This is a genomic window from Candidatus Leptofilum sp., from assembly GCF_965223285.1.
In the GTDB taxonomy this organism is placed as follows: domain Bacteria; phylum Chloroflexota; class Anaerolineae; order Promineifilales; family Promineifilaceae; genus Leptofilum.
The window spans coordinates 2416335-2433428 of record NZ_OZ244997.1 but is presented as its reverse complement, the minus strand read 5'-3'; the positions used below and the strand labels follow the sequence as shown (position 1 = coordinate 2433428).

The 17094-nt window shown below is 51.4% G+C and carries 11 protein-coding genes; 2 read left to right on the top strand and 9 right to left on the bottom strand.

Features of this window, described 5'->3' with window-relative positions:
* Window positions 1-100 precede the first annotated feature (100 nt).
* Window positions 101-2899, bottom strand: coding sequence for an NACHT domain-containing protein (locus ACOQPU_RS11150; RefSeq protein ID WP_420645184.1), 2799 nt, complete (start codon window positions 2897-2899; stop codon window positions 101-103).
* A 324-nt stretch (window positions 2900-3223) separates the two neighbouring features.
* Between ACOQPU_RS11150 and ACOQPU_RS11145 the strand changes: the two genes are divergently transcribed.
* Window positions 3224-5200: a hypothetical protein gene (locus tag ACOQPU_RS11145; protein ID WP_420645183.1), complete on the top strand. Its 1977-nt coding sequence runs from the start codon at window positions 3224-3226 to the stop codon at window positions 5198-5200.
* Window positions 5201-5214: 14 nt separating this feature from the next.
* On the opposite strand, the gene ACOQPU_RS11140 is transcribed toward ACOQPU_RS11145, so the two are convergent.
* The 4 genes from ACOQPU_RS11140 to ACOQPU_RS11125 are packed head-to-tail and all read right to left on the bottom strand — an operon-like array spanning window position 5215 to window position 11423.
* The gene (locus ACOQPU_RS11140; RefSeq protein ID WP_420645182.1) at window positions 5215-6108 is read right to left on the bottom strand and encodes an ROK family protein; all 894 of its coding nucleotides are present in this window, start codon (window positions 6106-6108) and stop codon (window positions 5215-5217) included.
* A 52-nt stretch (window positions 6109-6160) separates the two neighbouring features.
* Window positions 6161-8170 (bottom strand): alpha-amylase family protein, encoded by a 2010-nt coding sequence (locus ACOQPU_RS11135; protein WP_420645181.1) that lies wholly within the window; start codon window positions 8168-8170, stop codon window positions 6161-6163.
* A gap of 8 nt (window positions 8171-8178) precedes the next feature.
* Window positions 8179-9795: a maltose alpha-D-glucosyltransferase gene (treS, locus tag ACOQPU_RS11130; protein WP_420645180.1), complete on the bottom strand. Its 1617-nt coding sequence runs from the start codon at window positions 9793-9795 to the stop codon at window positions 8179-8181.
* 14 nt (window positions 9796-9809) lie between these two features.
* Entirely contained in the window at window positions 9810-11423 is a 1614-nt protein-coding gene (locus ACOQPU_RS11125; RefSeq protein WP_420645179.1) for an alpha-amylase family glycosyl hydrolase, read from the bottom strand.
* A gap of 100 nt (window positions 11424-11523) precedes the next feature.
* On the opposite strand from ACOQPU_RS11125, the gene ACOQPU_RS11120 reads away from it, so the two are divergent.
* The gene (locus ACOQPU_RS11120) at window positions 11524-12036 is read left to right on the top strand and encodes a hypothetical protein (protein WP_420645178.1); all 513 of its coding nucleotides are present in this window, start codon (window positions 11524-11526) and stop codon (window positions 12034-12036) included.
* A gap of 107 nt (window positions 12037-12143) precedes the next feature.
* Here the strand turns inward: ACOQPU_RS11120 and ACOQPU_RS11115 are convergent, their stop codons facing one another.
* The 4 genes from ACOQPU_RS11115 to ACOQPU_RS11100 form a co-directional block, all read right to left on the bottom strand.
* Window positions 12144-13016: a carbohydrate ABC transporter permease gene (locus ACOQPU_RS11115; RefSeq protein ID WP_420645177.1), complete on the bottom strand. Its 873-nt coding sequence runs from the start codon at window positions 13014-13016 to the stop codon at window positions 12144-12146.
* On the bottom strand, window positions 13009-14124 hold the full coding sequence (locus ACOQPU_RS11110; RefSeq protein ID WP_420645176.1) for a carbohydrate ABC transporter permease: 1116 nt from the start codon (window positions 14122-14124) through the stop codon (window positions 13009-13011). Before ACOQPU_RS11110 ends, ACOQPU_RS11115 begins: the two co-directional genes overlap by 8 nt.
* A gap of 305 nt (window positions 14125-14429) precedes the next feature.
* Entirely contained in the window at window positions 14430-15833 is a 1404-nt protein-coding gene (locus ACOQPU_RS11105; protein ID WP_420645175.1) for an extracellular solute-binding protein, read from the bottom strand.
* A 142-nt stretch (window positions 15834-15975) separates the two neighbouring features.
* Complete coding sequence (locus ACOQPU_RS11100; RefSeq protein WP_420645174.1) at window positions 15976-16995, bottom strand: LacI family DNA-binding transcriptional regulator; 1020 nt, start codon at window positions 16993-16995, stop codon at window positions 15976-15978.
* Window positions 16996-17094 lie beyond the last annotated feature (99 nt).

The following is a 17094-nucleotide window of genomic DNA, read 5'->3' as shown; positions in this document are numbered from 1 at the left end:
GTAAACCCATTGTAGATGCCAGGACCCTTCATAACCTGACAATTACCTGATAGAAAAGTGGTTACAAACCTACAGGAATGTTAGTGATTACCGCTTCTCATTATTCATCGGCAGCTTGGAATTCACGAATGATGCGGATGCCCTCCAAGGCTTGCAGCTTCTGGCTGGCGCGGCTCTCCAGGATGGCCAAATCTACGTACAAATCAACCAGGGTTTGCAAGACGCGAAGCCGTTCACGCTTGGGCCGACTTTTTTCTGTGTCATTTTGTTGAGTATGACTTTGCAGCAGTGTCAGGCTGTGGTGCAGTACATGGACGCGCAGCCGAATTCGGGCGTCGGTGCGGCTGTAGCTGAGTTCATCTAGCAGGTTTTGGGCCGAAAGCAATGCCCTGTTGATATGACGTACCAACTCTCTGTGGGAGAGAAACGCCACCTGCATGTTTTGGCGATTAGTAGACATCTGGTCGCGAGCGCGACTCAGATCGTGCATTAGTTGGCGTAATAGTTGATGCACCCGGTCGGGAAAATGAAGATTTTCCAGTGTTGCTAACAGCCGCCTGCCCATCGCAATGATCTCATCTAGGGTAGGTATTTCTGCGATGTTGGGTGTGGGCGTGTCGGTAGATGCTTTGGCCGTAAGGATGGCGTTCTCCATATCGATGGCTATCCCTTCAGTATTCCGATCCTGAACGAGGCTAAAATAACGACTGATTTCTTCGTTGCTCCTTTCGGCGAGAGGGAGCCGTCGTTCTAAATCTAGCAGAGAGTAGGCACGTCGCTTTGCTTGTTCCAGGATGACCTTTTGTAGCCGCCTGGCTTCCGCGTCTGTCTCGCTAATATCCTGAAACGCCATCAGATCGTTTAACAGTTTTTGTTTGAGTTGTCGCTGCAATTTTTCTACCAAGGCCCGATCCTGCTGTAGCGTTGCCGAGGGTGCCAATTCGGGACGGCCGTTTCGTTGATACCAGTAGCCAATGGGCGAATCCTCGTCGGGCGCAGAGCCATTTTTAGCCAGACGGGCGGTCTCCTTGTCGGTAGGCAGCCGGAAGTGCCAGGGGCCAGGGGTTCGTTCAGAGAGCCAATGACAAAACGCCTGGGCATCAGACGGCCGTACGCCGGCCACTGGCTCCTGCCCCGCCCCTTTACTAAATTGCAGCTCTGTCCAATGGTCTGGTTGATGGTAACGGCCGTTGGCCCGCATTTCGTCCAAAAAGAGTTGGTACTCGGCTTGGGTCACCAGCGTTGTGTCTGCGTACGTCATTTCATCCAGCCGAACCAGGTTGCGCAGTCGCAGCAGCAAGCGCACCTCTGCCCCGATGCGGCGAATTTCCGGATTTTCATCTTCAATGCTGCGCAGCAGTTCGCCCGGAATCTTGCGGAAATCATCTTCCACTTCCTGCGCTTCATCCAGGCATTCCACCGCCAGGGTGAGGGCGGGAACAGAGGCTTTTTCGCGCATCACGCAGGCGCGGATGATGTTGGTAGCATTTGCCTGAGCCGCATAGAGGCGAATCGTTTCGTGCCACCAGGCATCATCAACCTTATTAAGTAACAACGGTTCCAAGCCTTCATCTTTGATGTGAACGGCCGTTAAATATTCCTGAAAGGTAAGGTGGGCAAAGCGGTAAACACCGGGCGTATGCTCAACGAGCAGGCCGCTCGTATCGGCTACCATTTTGAGGAAAGAGACGCTGTCCGTTTGGGGATTTATTAGACGCAGCACCGGGTCGATGATGTCGGCAGCGTCGGCGCGAACGGTGTCGCGCAAATTGCGGCGCATCATTTCATATGCCAAACGTTGCAGCACGCGCCGCTTTTGAATGGGCGTTAGCTCGGATTGAATGCCGCGTGCCTGCTGCCGCTTGCCCAAAAAGACATCACAAATTTCATGATAGAGCAAAACGCGCTTGTCGGGTAAGCTGCTGCGGTAATGATGAATGGTGGCAATCATGGTCAGTAGCAGAGGGTTGATGCCCATATCTAGCAGGGCAGGTGCCTGGTGCAGCCGTCTTAGCAGGTCGGTGGCGCGCACGGTAGCTTCCCGCTGGACACCGTCGTCATTGTGCCCCTGGGTTTGCATTTCGGTGGCCAGGTACCAATTGTGGACAAATGTGTGAATTTGCTCAATGGTGAATGGCTTCACCTCTAGCAGCAGGGCGTCGGGCAGGGGATTGGTGCTGTAGCCAAACGGCCGTGAGGTCACCACGAATTGATTATGGGGTTGCTGGCGTATTTGCTGTTGCACCCAGGTAACGACTTGCTTGCGCAGCGTTAGGTCGGCAACTTCATCCAGGCCGTCAAGCAAAATGAGACAACGGCCGTTGGCCAACTCCGCCGCTAACCAATCCAAAGAAAGCTCAACCTGGCGATTTTGCAGCATGGTTTGCACCGCTTGCCGCAAGCTGTAATGTGGATTTTGCTGAATGTGGCTGGCGATGTCCCGCAAATACAAAAAGATGGGGCTTTTTTTGCGGGGGGCACCTGCCTGCGTGGGCTGCGCCACGGTCAGGGTGAGATGTTTGAGCAGCGTGGTTTTGCCCGTGCCCGGTGCGCCCAGCACCACCAAATTTTGCGGCCTTTCTGCTGGGCGGCTTTGTACAAATCGCCAGATTGAGTGGCGCTCTTCGCGGGCGTTTTTTTGCATGGCGGGGATGGGGTTGGCAGACGCTTCTTGCGCTGTGGTGCCCAAGCCAACATCGACAAAAACCTGCGCCAGCGGCAGCGTGGCCTCGCCGGGGTTGGCAAATCCTTTTACATCAAATGTACGATGTTGGTAAACCAAATCGTTTAGGTACGCTTCCCGCTCAGAGGAGCTTGCTTGGGGGCCGGGGTTGCTAAAAAAACGGCGTAAATTGTTTAAGGAAAACCAATTGCCGGAGGGTCGTTTGTTTTCTGCCATGATGGTACTGCTATCTCTGGCGTATATGCGACTGGGTATGGCATATACAAATGTCTCATTAAACAGTGGAACAAGTTACGGAACTGTTGCCTAATTATGACATTAAACAGGCAAATCGCAAACGGCCGTAAAACAGTTGGCTAACAGTTCGAAATATGGGAATTAGAGATAGGCCTGTCATAGTTGTCCGTTCTCCATTGCCTCGGTACTTTGTGGTAGGCCATGCTAGAAGGTTGGTTTATCAGTGATTAAGGGCTCGGACCCCCAATTACTGATAAACCCAAATTGTTTATCTGAAAACAGCCTTGTACAATCATGTTGCTTATGTATTTTGTGAAAGCCGCATCCTCTCGTTTTGCTTATTTTCGTCAATGGTTATTGGTGCGTGACGGTGCACGCAAGCTGCCCTGGAAGTTGTTGCTTGAAATTGGTCTGGTGGTGATGTGGGTGCTGTGGCTTGGGCGTCGCTACCTTGATTTTTCTATGCTGGAGTGGCCGCACGGCCGCGAATTTGGCATGGCTATTCAGCCTCACTATATTTGGACACTTTTAAGAGATTGTGGTGATTGTCTCTTATGGAATGGCATGTATAACGGTGGTTCACCTGCTTTTGCAGAGCTTCATGCGGGTGTTTTGCATCCGCTGGTTATCGTAGCTACGCTCATTTGGGGTGGGTTTAATGGGGCTAAAGTGGTGTTGATTGCCAGTTTGGCGATGGCTGGTTTGGGGCAGTTGTGGTTGGGGTATGTACTGAAAATTGGCCCTGTACCTCGATTATGGGGCGCATTTTTAGTAACGGCGGGTGGCCATTTGGCTGGCAGAATGGAAATTGGGGTGGTAGGTGTGGTGTTGTCTACGGCCGCTTGCAGTCTGGCAATTGCCCCTGCACTTAAACTGGCTTTATACGGTCGTCGGCGTGATGCAATTATTTTTGGCTTCATTCTGGCTTTAGCGATTGTTTCTGGGCAGGGCTACTTGCAATTGGGCTTTGCTCTTTCTGTTTTACCAGCAGCTATCCTTTTTTTTGTAGATAAGCGTTTTCAACTGCGGCCAGTGTGGAAAGAGTTTTTATTGGCGGGTTTATTGGCACTGTTGTTAGCCGCCCCTTTTTTGCTGCCCTTTGCTCACTTCGGGTCTGAATTTGGTAAAGAGATTGATCCATTGTTTAAATCTGTTCAACCACTCAAATACATTCCTCTGAACTACGTCATTGATGACCTGCGTTTTTACCACAATGAAGACCTTTATAAAATTCCGATTCCATACCTTTACCTAAACTTTATTGGCTGGGCACCGATTTTGCTAGGAATTGTGCCGCTGATGCGCGTTCGCCCAGCACGGCGAAAGCAGTTGCTTTTTTTGCTGCTGGCCCTTTTTATGGTTTTGGTAAGCAGTAGTGGTTTGCCTTTTAAATGGTTGGCTCGGTTTTGGCCTACTTTTGCCTATGGTGTGCGCTTTCCGTCGTTGATTCAAGGGTTAGGTGTGCCGTTTATTGTGGCAATGGGAGCTTGGGGCGCGGATATTATTTTGCGGCAGGGCTGGCCTTTGGTGAGGTTGGCAGTTTCACGCATATCATTGCATCGGCGTGTGCTATACGTCCTCACCTGGGTCTTTTTGCTTGTTGCTATGTATCATTCGTTAGAAGCTGTGTATTTGTTTAGTTATAGTTGGCTGTTTACGTCACATGAAGAAGATCCGGTTATTGATTGGGTGTTGAGCGATGTTCAAACCCCTGATACGCAGTGGGTAGCGTTGCCGTTTGGCGAACATGACTGGGGCATTTATGCGGCCGAAAATGGCTTGAAATTAACCGATCATGTACGGCCGTCTAGCTGGGTGGGAAGGTCGTTGCCGTCGCCGTTTCTAAAGGCTGCCAGAGAAGATGTGGATTTTACAGAACCTGGTTTCATTACTCAGCGTGTTGATATTTCCATTGTGCGTTTGCCGGAAAATAGCTATGCGTCTATTCGCACATCAGATGAAATGATTCCCTGTGAAGCAGAGGCGCAGGGCGGCTACATTAAAGTCGTGTGCCGCAGTGCAAAGTCGGGTCAGCTAATTGTGCATGAGAACCAATGGGATGGGTGGACGGCCGTTCGCGATGGTCAGCCTGTTCCTTTTTTAGCCAGTCAATGGTTGGAGGTAGAGGCTCCGGCTGGGACGCACATTTACCAATTTTGGTACAAGCCGTGGGATGTGCCCTTGGGGGTGGCGCTTTCTTTGCTGGGTGTGTGCCTGGCTGCTTTGTTATGGGTGCGTGCCAATGGAGCAAAACCAGTTCTCCCCCATCACATCTTTTGACGATTTTTGTCGCGCTATTTATGTGCCTGCATCCCCAAAGCAAATGCCCCTAGCACACCCGCTTGGTTGCCCAAGCCTGGTGGCACAATGTATGTGTCTATGTTGTCCAAAATGGCTGGGGATTGCACGTAGCCGTTGAGGGCAGACAACGTTTTGTGGCGAACCTGCGGGAATAGCTGTGGCTGCTCCATCACGCCGCCACCCAAAATGATGCGCTGGGGCGACAGGGTGCAAATGAAGCTGCGCATCGCCAGCGCGATGTAGTGGGCTTCCAGTTCCCAAGCGAAATGATCTGGTGGCAAATCTTGCCCTTTGGTTTGCCAGCGCGCTTCGATGGCTGGACCAGCGGCCATCCCCTCAAAGCAGTCGCCATGATAGGGGCATTTGCCAGGGAATGGGTCTTGTTCCCAATCGTGGGGCAGAGTGATGTGGCCCATTTCTGGATGGAGCAGCCCGTGGAGGAGACGGCCGTTTACCATCGCCCCACCACCAATGCCAGTGCCAATCGTGAAGTATAGGAAGGTATCTAACCCCTGCGCGGCCCCCCACTTTCCTTCACTCAACGCTGCCCCGTTTACGTCTGTATCAAAGCCAATGGGTACGTTGAACGCTTGTCGAATTGGCCCTACCAAATCGGCATTGGCCCAGCCCGGTTTGGGGGTGGTGGTAATGTGGCCAAAGGTGGGCGAATTTGGATGCGGGTCAAGTGGCCCAAAGGAAGCAATGCCGATGGCTGCTAATGTGCCGCGTTCGGCTATTTGTGTTTGGAAAAAGTCAATGGCTCGTTGGATGGTTTCCGCCGGTTGGGTGGTCGGGAAGCGTGCTTCGGCCTGGATGTCACCGGGGCCGCTGCCTACCGCACAAACGAATTTTGTGCCACCTGCTTCGATTCCGCCATAGAGTGTCATGAGAATCCTCCCGAGTAACCGCCCGGAGGTTCAAAACCTCTGGGCGGTTAGGTTATGCTGCTTGTTGCAACCAGACGACCTGATATGGCTCGAGGATAAGGTCTTGCCACATGTCGATGGGTTGCTCTGTGATCTGGTTAATGAGCAAGCCGCCAAATCCTAGTTCATGCAGCCGGTGGCGCGTGACGGTTTGGTGCGCCTCGGTGACATTGGCCAGTACGAGCAGCCGCCCCCGCGGATTCTCGCGCAGCAAAGCAAAAACATGGTCATTAGAGGCCCAAACAGGGTAGACGGCCGTTTCTGCGTGCAGTAGTTCTGTTCGTTTTCTAGCTTCGATTAATTGACATAAGCCACTGAAAATGCGTCCCGTGATGCTGTCGGGATTGTGCCGTTCAGCCGCTTTCTCCCAATCCATAAATGGCCGGTGGATCCAGCGGCTGTCGTCTGCCAAATCGGGATTGTCGAGGTAGCTGTGGTCATTCAGCAGCCCAAGTTCATCCCCCATGTAGATGAGCGGGATGCCGCCAAAAGCAAAAATGAGGTTGTGCAGCAGCAGGATGCGCCGAATGGCTAGCTCCACTTGGGACCAGTTTGTGTTGGTAACGGCCGTTTCCAAACCCGCCAAAGACGCCAATGAGCCATTGACCCGCCGATCGTTGGTGCGCGGGTTAAATTGAAAAGTGGTGCCAGCCGCAAAGCTGCCGTCAAATCGTCCCGTGTAAAAATCGCTGAGGAAGGCGCGATGAGCAAAACCATCTAGCCCCACCTGCGCCGCATCTTCCTCCGTAATGGCCCAGCCAATGTCGTCATGGCAGCGCACGTAGGTTACCCAGCTTGTGCCGGATGGAATGGCGGGCATATTTTGCAATGCTTTGGTGGCCAGCACTGCCTTGCGCTCTGCCAGGCAGCTCCACAGCATCACCATTAGCACGTTATGGTAGGCAATGTGGCACTCCTTGTTGGCCGCCACGCCGCGCCCTAAATAAGGCACCAAATCTTGCGGCGAGACAATCGCTTCGGCTTTGAGCAACAGGGCAGGGGCCGCAATCCGGCACAGGGCACGAAATGCTTGCAGGATGAGATGGGCCTCTGGTTGGTTCTCGCAGTTGGTACCCATACGCTTCCACATAAAGGCGACGGCATCCAGCCGCAGCACCTCCACCCCTTGATTAGCCAGATAGAGCATAACGTCCAGCATTTCGGTGAAAACGGCCGGATTTTGGTAGTTTAGATCCCACTGATATTCGTTAAAGGTCGTCCAAACCCATTTCTCCAAATCTTCGTAATAGGTAAAGTTGCCCGGCTTGAAGTCAGGGAAAATTTCGCGCAGGTTCTGTTCGTAAGCATCCGGCAAGGTGCGATCGGGGAACATCAGATAATAATCTTGGTAGGTACTATCCCCAGCACGGGCTTTTTGGGCCCATTCATGCTCTTTGGCCGTGTGGTTGCATACCAGATCAATGCAGAGGCTGATGTTGTTGTGGCGCAGGCAGGTGGCGAGGTTAGCTAAATTGGCCATGCTGCCGAGCCGGGAATCTACCTGGCGATAATCCATGACGGCGTAGCCACCGTCGTTGGCACCGGGTCGGGGTTGGAGCAGGGGCATGAGATGCAGGTAGGTAACGCCTAGCTCGTTGAGGTAGGCTGTTTTTTCAGCGACGCCGTTGAGATTGCCGGCGAAGCGGTCGGTGTAGGCCACGTAACCGAGCATGTTGGCGCATTGGAACCAGTCTGGCTGTAGCAGCCGCTTTTCATCGAGCTGGTGCAGCGCTTGTGGGCGTTGGGCGTATGCTTGGCTGATGCGGGTGATAGTGGCGATCAGCCACGGTTCAAAGATGTGCAAATGGCTGTAGAGGTGGTGCAACGGCCGTATCACATCCTCCCAATGAACTTCCAGCCGCTGCAAAAACTGATTCTGCTTATACTTGTACAGCTTAGCGAAAGCTGGGTCTTCTAATACGGTTTGTTTGATTTTAGTCTGAACAGAAGTAGCCATCATGTTGAAGAAAGTAAATGAGTAATCGGGTAATTGGGCATCAGTTAATTCATCCCCAATTTCCATTAGAGTGGTTAAAGAAACCAATGGGCAGCAAAAGGAGCGATTTTCAATGCCTGCCCATCTGGTGCCAATTGATACTGCATGGCGGGATTTGCGGCAAGCAAATCTGTGAAAGTATCTGGCAGATTAAGATGGGCATTTTGTGGTTGGTCGCTTAGATTAAACAGGCACAGGACGGTTTGGTTGGGTATGGAGCGAGTGTAGGCCATAACAGAACGGCTGCCTGTTCCCACAAACTCAAATACGCCATCCCCAAAGGCAGGGACGCTTTGCCGTGCTTTTAGCAAGAAGCGCATCAGGTTCAGGTAAGAAGTGGAGTCTTTCTCCTGGACAGCTACATTGCGGGTTTGGTAGCCGTAAACCGGGTCGGTGTGGATGGGAAAGTAGGTTTCGGCAGCATTAGAAAAGCCGCCATTTTTCTCGCTATTCCACTGCATTGGCGTGCGGCAGCCATGCCGATCTGGCAGCCAAATATTGTCGCCCATGCCAATCTCGTCGCCGTAATAAACAATCGGTGTGCCCGGCAGCGACAAAAAGAGGGTGTGTAGCAGGAACCATTTGGCTTTGTTGTCATCCAGCAGGGGAGCCAGACGCCGCCGAATGCCCAAATTGAGCTTCATGCGTGGGTCTGGCGCGTAATTGTCCCACATCCATTGGCGCACTTCTGGCGTCACCATTTCCAAAGTTAACTCATCGTGGTTGCGCAAAAAAGTCATCCATTGCGCATTTTTGGGGATGTCTGGCGTGCGCGCCCAAATCTCCTCAATGGGCGTTTTGTCTCCAGATTTTACTGCTTGATAAAGCCGGGGCATGATGGGAAAGTGGAAACAAATCTGAAATTCAGGATTTTCTTCTGTGCCAAAGTAGGGGAGTAAATCTTCAGGCCACTGGTTGGCCTCGGCGATGAGCACACGGCCCGGATATTCGGTATCTACCATGCGACGCATTTTTTGCAGGAAGGCGTGGGTTTCTGGCAGATTTTCGCAGTTGGTACCTTCGCGTTCATACAGGTAGGGGATGGCGTCCACGCGAAAGCCGTCCAGCCCCATGTCTAGCCAATGGCGGATGACGTTGAACATCTCTTCATGCACTTGCGGATTGTCGTAGTTGAGGTCTGGCTGGCTGCTGTAAAAGCGGTGCCAGAAGTATTGTCCGGCCACGTCGTCGTAGGTCCAGTTGGAGGCCTCTGTGTCTAGAAAGATGATGCGAGCGTCGCTGTATTCGGTGCCGGTGTCGCTCCAGACGTAGTAGTCACGGTAAGGAGAGTTTTTGTCTTGTCGCGCCGCCTGGAACCAGGGATGCTGGTCTGAAGTGTGGTTGGTTACTAAATCAGTCACGACTTTAAGCCCGCGTGCGTGGGCGGCGTCTAAAAATGCTTTGAAATCTTCCAGAGTGCCGTAATCGGGATGCACTTGATAGTAGTCGGCGATGTCGTAACCGTCATCTTTGAGGGGAGAGGCATAGTGAGGCATGATCCAGATGCAATCCACACCGAGCGACTGGATGTGGTCCAGATGCTGGATGGCACCGCGAAAGTCGCCGTGCCCATCTCCGGTGCTGTCCTGGTAGGCGCGGATATAGAGTTCGTAGAAGACGGCCGTTTTGTACCAAAATGGTTCATTGTTCATGCGACTAAATTCCTTTACTTGAGCTGAAGCAAAACAGATTCGTGGGCTTGGAGGGAAAGTGTTGTGCCAGTATGCGCGTTGAAGTGGGTAGAAAGCAACGTCTGGCAGTCAAGGGTCAGATGGTTTAAGATGACAGTGCGCGGTTGAGTGCCAAAATTGAGGCAAACCAGCAGGCGTTGACTCCCAGCTTCACGCAGATACGCTAGGAGATCGTTGCCCAAGCCGTCAACAAAAGTGAAAGAGCCGTTGTGCAAGGCCGGGTGGCTGCGACGCAGGTGGAGCAAAGTTTTGTAAAAGGTTAGCGTCGATTGGTCATCGGACAGTTGGTCGGCAACGTTTACCTGCGCATAATTTTGGGCTAGTGGCAACCACGGAGTGCCACTGGTGAAACCTGCATTTAGCGATGCGTCCCACTGCATCGGCGTGCGCTCTGGGTCACGGCCAAAATCAGATTCCGGCACGTCGATGCCCCACGGGTCAATACGTTGCTCCACAGGGATAAACACATCTTCCATGCCTAGCTCATCCCCGTAATACAGTGTTGGTATTCCCCAAAGCGTGAGCAGCAACATGGCGACAGAGCGATGGTTTGCACGGCCGTAGCGGGTAGCAAAGCGATGGATGTCGTGGTTGCCAAAGACAAAGTTTGGCCAGCCACCAGTGGGCAGAATATCGTAATATTCTTCGATGATTGCGCGCATTTCGGTGGCATTCCAATCGGCATGAAGCAGCTTGAAGTTGAAGGGAATATCGTAGCCATCAAGTGGTTGGCCATAGTACGGCAGCAGGCCTGCTACATCAACCGTAGAGGTTTCGCCAATGTGGACTCGTTCGTCAAATTCGTCGAAAACATGCCGCATTTTGCGCACATGTTCAAACATTTCGGGCTGGTTGACGGTGTAGCGTGGCTCAAACTGATGACCCCATTTTTCCCAATAGCTACCGGCTTCAACAGGTGGATTATCCAGGAATGCTTCATGCTTGATCAGGCAGAGAATGGCGTCGACGCGAAAGCCATCGACGCCGCGTTTGAGCCAGAAGCGGAGAACATTGTGCATGGCATCCACTACTTCCGGGTTGCGCCAGTTGAGGTCGGGCTGCTCGGGCAGGAAGCTGTGCATGTAATATTGCTGCGTCTTTTCGTCCCAGGTCCAGGCAGGACCGCCAAACATGGACGTCCAGTTGTTGGGTGGGGAGCCGTCTGGTTTAGTATCGCGCCAGATGTACCAATCTCTTTTGGCATTGTCGCGGGAACTGCGGGATGCCAGAAACCAGGGGTGCTGGTTAGAGGAATGATTGGGTACAAAGTCCAGAATGATTTTGAGGTTGCACGCGTGAGCTTCTGCCAAGAGGCGGTCAAATGTCTCTAAATTACCAAACACAGGGTGAATGTCGCAGTAGTCGGAAACGTCGTAGCCAAAGTCGGCCATCGGGCTGGGAAAGATAGGGGAAATCCAGATGGCGTCGATGCCGAGGTCTACCAGGTAATCGAGTCGATTGATGATGCCTTGCAGGTCGCCGATGCCGTCGCCGTTGCTGTCTTGGAAGCTGCGGGGGTAGATTTGGTAGAAAACGGCCGTTTGCCACCATTTTGGGTTCTCTGTGCCATGAGGATGGTAGGTCTTCATTTTATCGTTTGTTCTCTAGCTGTCGGTTTTTGCTGTGCCTGGACTTTTGAAGGATTCCTTACAAAGTTTGTGCCTATCGTTATTGTATAATCAAAGCGTTATGGTAAAGAAAATATCTATTTTTATGCTCATACTTGTTTTGTTTGCCTGGCTTTTGCTGACAGCCTGTGGGGCATCAGAGGTGGCGGTTGTGGAAGAAACGGCCGTTCCGCCTACAGCCGCTGCCACCCCGGACGCTACAGCAACAGCGGCAATTGCCCATTACGTGGCCACCATTGATGCCCAGCGCAGCCCAGACGTGCCGCCGCTCCCGTTTGTAGACAATCCAGATCCGTTACAGTGCGGTATTCCCGTAACCTGGACGGCCGATTCCCAGGCATGGCTTAACGGAGTTTATGAAGGAGAACTCGTCCGCCCAACCGTATTTTTGTATGATAGCCACCTGCGCCTCAACATTGAAGCGCAAGCACCGCATGGCAGTGAAGTTAAAGTGCTTCTCTATCAGCAGAATCCAGTCACGGATTACTATTTAGTAAAAATTATAGGAGCAGGTGAGCCAAATGAAGGTTGGGTTCCCGCCCCGTTTCTTTCTTTTGAACAAATAGAAAGTTAGTACACAGTGCAGAGTTTCAAATAATATTCAAAAAGCAGGAATTGATTGCCAAACAGTAGCTTGCCTGGCAACCAACTCCTACCCTTCTTATCCTTCTTCCTACTGATTTATCCTTTAACAGCACCAGCCGTCAACCCTTCTACGATCTTTCTTTGGAAGATGAGTACAAGGATGAGCAGCGGGATACTAACCACAACGGCCGCAGCCATAATCTCACCAAATGGCTCTTGCCTGGCTACAAGACCCGTAAATTGAGCAATAGCCACAGGCACGGTTCGTGCATTTGGTTCAACCGTGGTGAAGGTCAAAGCGAAGAGATATTCATTGAAGGCGCCAATGAAAGCCAGCAAGCCAGTGGTTACCAGTGCAGGCGCAGTCAGTGGGAGCAGAATCATGTAAAAGGTCTGGAATGGTGTTGCCCCATCTACCTGTGCCGATTGAAGCAGTTCCCGCGGCAACCCTTCAAAGAATGAGGTTAATACCCAGGCTGTAAATGGCAATGAAAAGAGCAGATAGGTGAGGATCATACTGCCAATGGCAGGTATGTTAAACGCCCTAATCACCCCGAAGAGCCCGGTTAACACCGAGACCGCCGGGAACATTGTCATTGCCAAGATGATGTAGAGAGATGGCGTACGCCCCCTAAACCGTAATTTACCGAGAGCGAAGGCAGCAAAGGCTCCGATCATCAGTGCCAATACGGTCGTTGTTCCGGCGACAATAGCACTGTTTAGTAGCCCACGCGTAAACACCTCATTTTGGAAAACGGCCGCATAATTACCAAAGTGGAATGAAATACTTTGATCCTCAACGGCACGGGGAATATACGTGGCAGGGGTCATCTGAAGCTGCGGCTCGGTTTTAAGAGACGAGTTGATGGCCCAATAAAAGGGAAATACCAAATAGATCACGACGGCGGCGAGTACAATGTAGAACCCGGCTCGTCTTAAAATGGCCATTGGATCGGCTTGTTTACTCATTTGTCACCCCCAGGAAGCGGATGTAAAGGAAAGCGAAAATGAAAATCAAGAAGAAGATGAGCACACTACTGGCTGATGAGTAGCCCATCGATTGATTGTTGACCAGTTCATAGTAGGTGAAGCTGGCTAACGAGTATCGCTTTTGCCCTAGAACGATTTGGAAAAGGTCGAAGACGCGCAAGGTGTCTAACGTACGGAACACAAGTGCAACCGCGATAGTTGGCCGTAACAGGGGGAGGGTGATGGAGAAAAAGGTGCGTAACGTTGAGGCACCATCAACATCGGCGGCTTCATAGATGTCTTTGGGGATAAGCTGTAACCCGGCCAAGATCAAGAGTGCCATGAAAGGCGTCGTTTTCCACACGTCAATCATAACCATCGCCGGAAGCTGCCAATTTTCTGCAACCAAAAAGGCGATCCGGCCATCACCCAGGCCTAAATCTTGAAAGACAACATTAAATAGACCCGTTCTGGTTGAAGTAAACATCCACTCCCAAATTCTGGACGATACGGCCGTAGGAATAACCCAGGGAACAAGCATCACCGCCCGCATCGCCCCGCGCCCTTTGAAATTGGAGTTCACCACTAGCGCAATGCCGAGTCCTAGAACTGTTTCCAGAATAATGGCAAAGAAAGTGAAGCGCACCGTGTCTATAAATGCGAGCAAAAAGTCAGGATCGGTTGCACCCAGCACATAGCGGGTGCCAAACCAATTAAATTGGGAAAGCTCACGAAAACGGCGTGGTTCACGCGGCAGAACCTCCAATGGAAGCACATATTCAGGTTCACCCGTATCTGGATCGATCGCAGGTTGACCTGTTTCCTCGTCGATTTCACGAGGCAATTCAGTAATAGTCATACTCAGCAGCCTGGAGTAGTTGTCAAAACCTACCCATTCCACTGGCTGGTTACTGGCTAGTTGTCGATCGGTAAAGCTGTTATAAAAAACTGAAAAGAGAGGATAAAACCCAATAGCAAAGAGAATGAGAAAGGTCGGTGCTAATAGCCAATAAGCCAACCGTTCTTCACTTTTAGCCAAATCGGAGGGTTGATTCTTTTTTGGCTTCTTCGGGGCCGCAGTTGCGTCTTGTGTGCTTATGGCACTCATAAGGAACCTCCAAGAACTGTTTGGACTGCATGATGACAGCCCAAAGCTGGCAAATGCACTGAGTCACGTCATTACCAAAAGAAGTGGTGAAGATAGTGTGGGGTGGCAGTTTCATATGCTGGCCAGCCCCACACTATTTACTAACTCAGTTAGAGTGGTATACCGATTGACCTATCTGATGAATCGATATGTAAGTGACTAATTGCCCATTTGCAAATAAATTGTCGAATTGGCAAATGGGCTCAAAGTAGCCGTTCGGAATTAACTCAGCGGTTTTGGAACCGAACGGCTACTAAGCTAGGTTTTTACGGAGAGCCTGTCTCAAAGCCGAGCAAATCTTCCAGTTCCAGCTCAAGTTCAGCCAATGCTTCATCCGCATCTGCTTCACCAATTAGCACAGAGTTAACGGCCGTAAAGAAGAGGGCTGATGTGTCGCTGTACTGTGGTGCGGTAGCCGTTGAAGGACGTGCCGCCGCGCTGGTGAACACGGGGAGCAGGTTAGCAAACCAGGGATAGGTGCCAATGACTTCATCATTCTCGTAGAGAGCCATGATAGTTGGAATACGGCTGGTCTCGAGCGCGTTTACTTTCTGGGATTCTTCGGAAGCAATGAAGAGAGCCAATTCGGCTGCCAATTCAGGATGTTCGCTGTACTTGGAAACAGCCAGCTGCCAACCACCCAAAGTTGCGGAACCTGAATCGGAGCCAGGACCTGCGGGCAGTGGAGCTACGTCGAAGTTGCCGGCAATGGGGCTATCTTCCAGGTTGCCTAGTGAGTAGGCGTACGGCCAGTTGCGCATGAAAGCAGCGTTACCAGCCTGCCATTGGTTACGGGCTTCTTCTTCAGCGTAGTCAGTCACACCAACCGGGGAGATGGTGCCAATCCAGCCCGCTGCACGGTCAAGAGCAGCAATAGCAGCATCGTTGTTCACTGTGATGACGCCTTCGGGGCTAACGATGGTGCCACCACCGTGAGAGTCGATCCACTCAAGCGCGTCACACGTCAAACCTTCGTAAGCGCGTCCTTGCCATACAAAGCCATCAAAGTCGGGATTGCCTTCACCACGTTCACCTTCCTGAATGGTGGCTGCCATTTCTTCCAGCTCATCCCAGGTTGCTGGCGGGGCATCATAGCCATATTTCTCAAGGAGATCCGTGCGGTAGTACAGCAGACCAGCATCAGTGAAATAAGGAATACCCACCAAGCTGCCGCCAACGGTGTTGTTTTCAACGATGGCCGGGAAGTGTGCGCCAGATACGTCGGCTGCGCCGAAGTCGTTGAGGTCAAGGAAGTGTTCTGCCAAATCGCCAGGCCAAATCACGTCAATCATAGCAATGTCCAGCTCTGGAGATTGGGCTTCAAAGATTTGCAGGTAGATACCCAACCGGTCTTCTACTACTTCACCTGCGGTGACAAAGTTAACCGTCACACCGGGGTTCATTGCCTCAAATTCTGCGATGACCCAATCCGTGTGTGCCTGGTCATTGGGGCCATTAACGTAGGCATTCAAAACGATTTCTTCACCTTCTGCCATTTCTTCGTCATCGGCCATTTCTTCATCTGCTGCTTCATCACCGCTATCGGCAGCTGTGTCGCCGCTGTCAGCTTCTTCTGCGGTGTCGCTATCACCGCCACCACCACAGGCAACCAACACCAGGACGAGGGCCAGCAAAATTGCCAGCAACTTAAAAGATTTTTGGTTTAACATATTTTCTTGTCCTCCTAGGATTTTGTGTCTAAACCAATTTATAAAATCTACTTTCCTTCTTTATGCTTCGCTCTATCTATAAACTCACCTCCTTTCTTTAGTTTCCGGTTTCTGTGAATAAAAGAATGATGGCTGGAGACGATCAGATGTGTATAGGCAATGGGGCGGTTGTGCCACGTTCGATAAGGGTTGTTGGTAGTAGGATTGTGTCGGGTTCGGCCGTTGGGTTATTAATCACTTTTAGAAGCATTTGGGCACCTAGTTTACCGGAGTCATATAGTTCTTGCCGAATTGTGGTGAGATGCAAATATTCAGCGATTTCAATATCGTCATAACCAATGATGGAAAGCTGCTCTGGGACGGCGATGTTGAGTTCTCTGGCGGCGCGCAGGGCACCAAAGGCTTGGGTATCGGAGTAAGCGAAGACGGCCGTAGGTGGTTCTGGTAATTGAAGCAGCTCGATCGTCATTGTTTTGGCAACTTCCCTAGAGAGTTCTCCTTGGCGATGATACTCTGGTTTGTAAGGAATATCTGCATCTGCCAAGGCTTGCCGATAGCCGCGATACCGGTCAATAACAGGTTGAAAGTTAAAAGGACTTTCGTGCATGTGGTCGCTGATATAAGCAATGTACCGATGACCTAAATTAATAAGATGTTTGGTGGCGTTATAGCCGCCTTCAAAATCATCAATGATGATATGGCTAAGTTCGGGGTGGGCGGCATCTACAAGTACCGTGGGGATGCCTGCATTTTGAAACCGCCTGACGACGTTGTTTTGTGGGACAAGCGACATGATAAGCAGACCATCTACTTTGTCACTCCGTGCCAGTTCCTTAAAGCAGTAGTCTCGTCTTTCTATGGTTTCAACGTTGTACAGTACAAAATCGTAATCGCTTTCAGCAAAGACGGTGTCTAAACCCCGAAAGCGTTCCACATAAGACGGCCGTACAAAAAAAGGCGCAATGACTGCTACCGTCATTGTTTTGCCCAAAGAGAGGCGTCGGGCAATAGGGCTGGGTGTGAACTCCAGCTCTTCAATAGCCGCCAGAACCTTCTGGCGCGTCGATTCACGTACGGCAGGATTGCGGTTGATGACGCGGGAAACCGTGCCGACACCAACACCTGCTTTTTTAGCAACATCCCTGATGGTGGTATTTGCCATCAGACTTCCTTTGCTTAAGGTTGACGAACGTTTTTATTGAGGATGAATAAGAATGAAATTTAGCTTTTCTCTTCCGCTATATGGTTTTGGAACCGTGGA

What these genes read in the sequence shown, in the direction of transcription:
- ACOQPU_RS11115 (WP_420645177.1), bottom strand. Translation starts at nt 13,016, where the DNA reads ATGAGTAAACAAGCCGATCCAATGGCCATTTTAAGACGAGCCGGGTTC.
- treS (WP_420645180.1), bottom strand. Translation starts at nt 9,795, where the DNA reads ATGAACAATGAACCATTTTGGTACAAAACGGCCGTCTTCTACGAACTC.
- ACOQPU_RS11110 (WP_420645176.1), bottom strand. Translation starts at nt 14,124, where the DNA reads ATGAGTGCCATAAGCACACAAGACGCAACTGCGGCCCCGAAGAAGCCA.
- ACOQPU_RS11120 (WP_420645178.1), top strand. Translation starts at nt 11,524, where the DNA reads ATGGTAAAGAAAATATCTATTTTTATGCTCATACTTGTTTTGTTTGCC.
- ACOQPU_RS11125 (WP_420645179.1), bottom strand. Translation starts at nt 11,423, where the DNA reads ATGAAGACCTACCATCCTCATGGCACAGAGAACCCAAAATGGTGGCAA.
- ACOQPU_RS11145 (WP_420645183.1), top strand. Translation starts at nt 3,224, where the DNA reads ATGTATTTTGTGAAAGCCGCATCCTCTCGTTTTGCTTATTTTCGTCAA.
- ACOQPU_RS11100 (WP_420645174.1), bottom strand. Translation starts at nt 16,995, where the DNA reads ATGGCAAATACCACCATCAGGGATGTTGCTAAAAAAGCAGGTGTTGGT.
- ACOQPU_RS11105 (WP_420645175.1), bottom strand. Translation starts at nt 15,833, where the DNA reads ATGTTAAACCAAAAATCTTTTAAGTTGCTGGCAATTTTGCTGGCCCTC.
- ACOQPU_RS11140 (WP_420645182.1), bottom strand. Translation starts at nt 6,108, where the DNA reads ATGACACTCTATGGCGGAATCGAAGCAGGTGGCACAAAATTCGTTTGT.
- ACOQPU_RS11150 (WP_420645184.1), bottom strand. Translation starts at nt 2,899, where the DNA reads ATGGCAGAAAACAAACGACCCTCCGGCAATTGGTTTTCCTTAAACAAT.
- ACOQPU_RS11135 (WP_420645181.1), bottom strand. Translation starts at nt 8,170, where the DNA reads ATGGAAATTGGGGATGAATTAACTGATGCCCAATTACCCGATTACTCA.